Source organism: Chryseobacterium sp. MFBS3-17 (assembly GCF_020687745.1).
In the GTDB taxonomy this organism is placed as follows: Bacteria; Bacteroidota; Bacteroidia; order Flavobacteriales; family Weeksellaceae; genus Marnyiella.
This window is the reverse complement of sequence record NZ_JAJEWK010000004.1, coordinates 55,532-61,934: the sequence shown is the minus strand read 5'-3', so window position 1 is coordinate 61,934 and position 6,403 is coordinate 55,532. Positions and strand designations below refer to the sequence as shown.

Genomic DNA, 6,403 nt, shown 5'->3' with positions numbered 1-6,403 from the left:
CTTTGTGTATCTAAATTCTAAAAACGATAACTCCATAGACTGCCAAAAAAGCTCCCGAAGCTTCCGTTCAACGGGCTTTCATTGTTGGCTTTTCAAGCCCAACGAAAGCTTAGTTATTAGCTGTAGTTTTTTTTATATCTCCATTGTTTCAAATTTCACATTAGGATAATATACATTATACTTAATTCCAAACATTTGTTCTCCAGGAAGGTTTTTAATAAGTTGAAATTCAGTTATGAGCTTTGGATTTATTTTGTCATTTTCATATTTTTCAGGATTATACTCCCACTTCATTCCTAAGGATGATATACTGTTTATTAATAATATTGCTTGTTCATAAGTAGACAATTGCGCTCTTAACATTTTTCCATATTTATATTTTTCATTTTTGTCTAAAATATTTTCATTAAGATATTTGAATGTTTGAAATAAATGTCTAAAATAGTGTCCAAAATATGACTGTCTTCCTTGAAAGCATTTTTCATAATCTTGACATAATTCAAAATTTTGCGCAAAATCTGTTAAAATAATTTTTTTATTTTGCTTCCTTTTTTTATAAAGTTCATCAACTAAATTCTGAAGTTTTTTTGTTTCCAAATGCCTTGCTTCTAGCCATAATTTAAGATACCGATTATTATTTTGACTAGGTTTTAATTCCATATAAAATAATAACTTGTGATAAAATGCAGGGTTATATTTTTTCAAAAAGTTTTTCCTTATTACCGAAAGACCTTCAGAATTTAGACCATAGAACACTATTAAATAAGAAATATCAATAATTATCAAATCTAAAAGATTAATCTCATTATTAATTTTGGTTGTTAACTCTTGTAACTTTTTTTTATAACTAGGAATAATACAATCATCTAAATTGTAATTTTTTGAATAATTTTTTATATCCCTATAACAATCTATGAATTCGAAGAAAAATTCTTCAACCACTTCGCGATTCTCAATAATATAATTTTCAGAAATTCGCAAACGAAATTCAGATACATTTTGTTTATGCAAATTTATCATTTGAAAGAAAATCGATTCAAATGCATTTCTTTTATTTTCCCTTAGTTGCTCATTAAATGTTAAATAAATTAAAAACGTTCCAGCCAAAGCAAATAGAGTTCCAACAACACCTCCTACGTAATCTCCAAATTGACCTGTTACTTCATAATTAGTACTACCAAACAATGAAAAATCATCATTACAAGATTTAATTATAAAAAAAACAAAAACCAAACAACCTGACCCAATTAATATTTTTGATAAATTTTTCACTCTTAGTCTATACGGTATTTTGGTTTAAAATTACAGCTAACTCTTAAATATACGCAATTATACAACTTTTATATCAAATCTTAAAGAAATATTAATTAATATCTTTAACCGTTGACAAAGAAGTGCTTATGCGAAATAGAAATTGTACGTACTTTGTATATTATATCTGCAAAATATTTTTCATCTTTGTAAATACAATACAAAATACGAAGTTGTTATGGAAAATAATACCGGAAAATTTCAAGTTGCTCATTTTGCTTTCGAAACAGGAGAACACCAAAACAAAGCCGTGATTTGGATCAGTTTCCCTTATCAGCAAAATCTTATTCATCACCTGAAAAGGTATACCAAAGCCCGATGGAGTGCTACACACAAAAAATGGTACGTGCCGGATGTCGCCTTTTATCGCACTTTGTTCGGACTCGAACTCAAATATTATGGCAATAGTGCCTTAGCCGCCATTCACCCGGTCAATCGGAATGCCTTAGACCGCTATATCGGGCAATTACAACTCAAAGGATACAGCCCAAACACAATCAGAACGTACGTGACCGAATTTTCGCAACTGCTCAAAACCCTGAAATCATTCCCCGTAAATGATCTGACTGCCGAAAAACTACGAAGTTACTTTTTGTACTGCATCAATGAATTAAAACTATCCGAAAACATCATCCACAGCCGTATGAATGCTGTTAAGTTCTATTTTGAGCAGGTACTTCATCAGGAAAAACTGTTCCTGGAAATCCCAAGACCCAAAAAACCAAGTACATTGCCCAAAGCAATTTCCACCCGGGATATTAAAAAAATGCTGGACACCATAGAAAATTCCAAACACACACTTTTACTGAAATTGTGCTACGGAATGGGGCTTCGGGTCAGCGAAATTGTAAATCTCAAAATTACCGATATAGACAGCAAACGAATGCAGGTCCTGGTAAGCCAGGGCAAAGGTAAAAAAGACCGGTATGTCAATTTGCCCGAATCTATTCTCAATGAACTCAGAGCATATTACGCAGCATACCAACCCAAAGAATTTCTGTTCGAAGGAAGATATGGCAATCAATATTCGGTTCGTTCTGTGCAAGCGGTGTTTAAAAACGCAATGAAAAAAGCAAGAATAAATAAAAAAGTTGGGATACACAGCCTCCGGCACAGTTATGCCACGCATTTAATAGAACAAGGAACGGATATCCGTTTCGTACAGGAACTCCTCGGGCACAAAGACATTTAAACAACCATGATTTATACCAGCCTTACCGATCTGACCAAACGAAATATTAAAAGTCCGCTGGATCATTTGTAAATACGGCGATAGGGTATGGTGCAGGGGGATATCCTTATTTTTCTGCGGAAATTATGAGAAGCATTTGATTCAATTTGAAGTTTTTAAATCCTCAACAGAAAGTTAAGTCCAGGATTCTTGGCCGAAAGATTTCTTTCGGATTAAAGGTCTGAGAAATACAATTGTCCGGAATGTGAAATTTCCGGACATTTGATTTTAGAAGTTTGGACATTTCGTTTTGGCGATTATATATAAATTTTTTCCAATAAGCTGGAAGTTCTAACAAATATTGTTAAATCTTTACTAAATCGTATATTTCTGATTAATAGTATTATATCCGTTTTCAAACGACTACAAACGGTATTAAATGTTTTTCTACCGGCTATTTTTCTGCGGTTGTTGAACCTTTGCAGCAGAGATTTGAGAGAAACAGTGCGTCTCGGATCTGAGTCTAACATTTAAATTTTAAAGTCATGTCATTAAGAAACAGAGTGACCCTGATAGGGCACACAGGAAAAGAAGTAGAGGTTTTCAATTTCGAAAACGGAGGAATGAAAGCAAGCGTTACGCTGGCCACCAATGATTTCTACACCAACGCTAAGGGCGAGAAAGTAGAGGAGACCCAATGGCACACCCTGGTGGCCTTTGGCAAAACAGCAGAGATCATGCAAAAGTATGTGCAGAAAGGCAAGGAAATCGCCGTGGAAGGAAAGTTGACCTACCGCAGCTATGAAAAGGACGGTCAGAAACTTTACCTTACAGAAATCCGGGTAGATGAACTGGTGCTCCTGGGCAGCAAGTAAATAAATCCCGCAGCCGGCGTGCAAAACTGCCGCCGGCTGCGGTTTCTTAAGAATTACCGGATGATGGTGCCATCAGGTGGTACCGCAAAGAAACGGGGTTACACAGCTCCGTAATTGCACACCCGGATTTTTCAATAGAGGCATTGCAATTCGGAACGGTCCAAATTGTTGCTGTGCACTATTTCAAATAATTCCCTTAAACACCTATACCATGAAAGTAAAAGTTTTAAAGATCCGCCTGGATGATGCTTTCATTCACGCCGATCAGCAGTTGCTGGATGATTTTCTGGCCTGCCATCAGGTTTTCAAATTCGAATCTGCTTTTGTGAAGCAGGAAGAATGCTGGTCTGTTATTTTGTACTATGACGAGCTGCCCGCATCTGCCACGATACAGGTTCTCAGGAACGGACAGCCCGCCACACCGAAAGATGGTGGCAGTAACCAAAGTTCGGTGGGTGAAATGAAACCCATGAAATATGCAGCCGGAAAAGAGGAACCTCTTACCGCGGATGAAACCAAAATTTTGGATTGCCTGCGTTTGTGGCGCAACCGCAAGGCCAAAGAGCAGAAATTGCCATCCTACTGTATTGCAACCAACAGTGAACTGGTGTCTATTGCAAAATATCAGCCTGCCAGTGCAGATGAGTTGCGGGACATTAAAGGATTTGGCCGCCACAAAATAGAAAACTTCGGTGCAGAAATTATTGAGGTGCTGGAAATGGTATAAAATGCTCCGGAGCTTCAGCTCCGGAGTTTCTTACTGATACCGCTGATGTTCTTTTTCCTTCACAAAAAGTCGCCGTACCGGTTTGAAGAACGCCTTGTACTTTTCGGCATCAAAGAGTTGTGAATCGGTAAGCGCCTTGTAGGTGAGCCAGATCCCGAACGGAAATAAAATAATATTCGGAAGCCATGCCGCCAGATAAGGATTCAGCGTGCCGTCCCAGGCCAGATTTTCTACCGAAAGATTCATTACATAAAACACAATGAAAATCACAATGGCAATCACTACCGGCAATCCCATTCCGCCTTTCCGGATGATGGAGCCCAGGCTGGCCCCGATGAGGAAAAAGATAATGCAGGTCACCGAAAATGCTATAATCCGCTGCTGATAAAGCACGATGCGGCTGTAGCTTTTAATGATCGGATTAATCTGGCTTTCCCGGTTTTTGGCCGAAACTTTCAGACTTTCCAGCTTTTGATGGGCTGCATTCAGAATTTCCAGCTGTTTGACTTTTTTCACAGTATCCAGTTTCAGCTGCGGAGTTACAGCACTGCGGCTGGGCGTCTTGTCAATATAGGTGATGTATGAATTGACATAACTCAGCAGATCACTGTTGATGTTATTGAACGTTTGGGTGTTTTCCTTTTTACGGTCTGCAATGGTGATATTCAGTTCACCATATGTTTTGAAACGGTAGTCATCTGTGATTCTTTCTTCTTCAATCGCTTTATTGATGATTTCACTGATGTCAAAATGAGAGGTAAGGGTGTCGAATTTGATGGCCTGGTCCGGCTGCCGGATGCGGTCGTTGATTCTCTGATTTGCAATATTGTCTTCAAAAACATAGCCGTTAAAGAGAATCAGCTTCAGGTAATTTTTGTTTTCGGTAGAGGGAACCAGCAGGCCTTTTGCCGCCCGGATGGATTGTTGGTTCTGGTAAGCGTTCGCTTTCTTGTGAATATAGATTCCCTCCAGATTTTCACCGTTTTCACCGGCAATTTTATCAAACTTTACCAGATATCCGGGAATCTGGTCTATAAACTGACCTGGAGTGAAGTTCAGAGCGGGTCTGGTTTGTGCAATATTATAGAGCATATTTTTGGCCTTGCGCTGAAAATCCGGAGTAATATTGTTTTGAAACAGAAATAAAATTCCGGAGAGCATCACCGAAATCAGAAACAGGGGCATCATGATGCGCGTAAGAGAAATGCCTGCGGCCTTCATGGCAGCAAGTTCATAGCGTTCGCCCAGTTCTCCGAAAGTCATGATAGACGAAAGCAGAATAGTAAGAGGCAACACCATATTGATGACGCCCACACCAAAGTAGAAGAGCAACTTCAGAATTTCCCAGTATGTAAGCCCTTTTCCCATAAATTGCCCCAGCTGAATCCAGATGATGTTCACAATAAATATGAAAAACAATACACTGAAGATAAAGAAAAAAGGCCCGAAGAAGGTCTTTACAATGTACCAGTCCAGTTTTTTAAACATGCTCCAAAATTAAGAAAAAGCCACAAAGAAATGCTTTGTGACTTTAAATTTATTTGAGTTATCCCTTTTTTCAGAGCTCCGTAACCACATAGTTTTGGTATTTAGCCTTGTTAAAGGTAAACATATCGGCGGCAAGGTTCTGATTTTCTTTGTAATCCTTAATGGCAATCACGGAAACATCTTTATTGGTGCCGTGCTGTTCCAGTTTTACCAGCTGCTTGTTTGCAGAATCCACGAAAACATACACGTGCTTCAGGCCATTATTCTTTACCGGGGTCAGCTTAATGAAATCAGCATTTACGCCGTTTACCATTCTTTTGCCTACATACGTCACATTGAAGTCCTTTTTATAAGAATCCAGATAATTCACGGGAGAAAACAGGGCATCACTGCCATTGGGTTTTGCAATGGTCACTTCCATATCTTCTTCGTTGATATTGTAAATTTTATTTCCATCAAAAATCTGCTCGGTTTCCATGATTTTCAACTTGTACTTGTCTCCCTGAGCGTAGTAAATTCCGGTTTCTGTTTTATTCACCTGGCCATTGGTTCCGCTTCCGAAGGAGAATTTGAAATAAGAATTTTTCTTGGATTTATAGTTAGCGGTCACACCATCCAGAATCTGTTTGGATTTGGCATCTGCTTTTTGAGCATGCAGCAGGGTAGTGGTACCGGCTACCATAAGGCTTAATGTAATTCTATAAATAAATTTTTTCATTCTGTTGTTCTGTTTTGTCAAATTAAATTTTTTCCTGATTCACTGCAAGGAGCAATGGTCACAGGTTTAATCTCAAAAAGCATTCCATTTCTGTAAAACACTTTAATCACGAT

At 38.1% G+C, this 6,403-nt stretch carries 6 protein-coding genes; 3 read left to right on the top strand and 3 right to left on the bottom strand.

Annotated features, from left to right (window positions below):
- Positions 1–132: 132 nt before the first annotated feature.
- Positions 133–1,272 (bottom strand): putative phage abortive infection protein, encoded by a 1,140-nt coding sequence (locus LKO26_RS12760; RefSeq protein ID WP_227586273.1) that lies wholly within the window; start codon positions 1,270–1,272, stop codon positions 133–135.
- A gap of 217 nt (positions 1,273–1,489) precedes the next feature.
- Here LKO26_RS12760 and LKO26_RS02570 point away from each other — a divergent pair, with 217 nt between their 5' ends.
- From LKO26_RS02570 to LKO26_RS02560, 3 genes are all read left to right on the top strand, one after another.
- Positions 1,490–2,503, top strand: coding sequence for a tyrosine-type recombinase/integrase (locus LKO26_RS02570; RefSeq protein ID WP_227586272.1), 1,014 nt, complete (start codon positions 1,490–1,492; stop codon positions 2,501–2,503).
- 524 nt (positions 2,504–3,027) lie between these two features.
- The gene (locus tag LKO26_RS02565; RefSeq protein WP_227586271.1) at positions 3,028–3,357 is read left to right on the top strand and encodes a single-stranded DNA-binding protein; all 330 of its coding nucleotides are present in this window, start codon (positions 3,028–3,030) and stop codon (positions 3,355–3,357) included.
- Positions 3,358–3,568: 211 nt separating this feature from the next.
- A complete protein-coding gene (locus tag LKO26_RS02560; protein ID WP_227586270.1) occupies positions 3,569–4,084 on the top strand; it encodes an HRDC domain-containing protein in 516 nt (171 codons plus the stop codon).
- Between the two features lie 30 nt (positions 4,085–4,114).
- Here LKO26_RS02560 and LKO26_RS02555 read toward each other — a convergent pair whose 3' ends face one another.
- Together LKO26_RS02555 and LKO26_RS02550 are read right to left on the bottom strand one after the other, a co-directional pair.
- Entirely contained in the window at positions 4,115–5,572 is a 1,458-nt protein-coding gene (locus LKO26_RS02555) for an LptF/LptG family permease (protein ID WP_227586269.1), read from the bottom strand.
- A 70-nt stretch (positions 5,573–5,642) separates the two neighbouring features.
- The gene (locus LKO26_RS02550; protein WP_227586268.1) at positions 5,643–6,290 is read right to left on the bottom strand and encodes a LolA family protein; all 648 of its coding nucleotides are present in this window, start codon (positions 6,288–6,290) and stop codon (positions 5,643–5,645) included.
- Between the last annotated feature and the right edge of the window lie 113 nt (positions 6,291–6,403).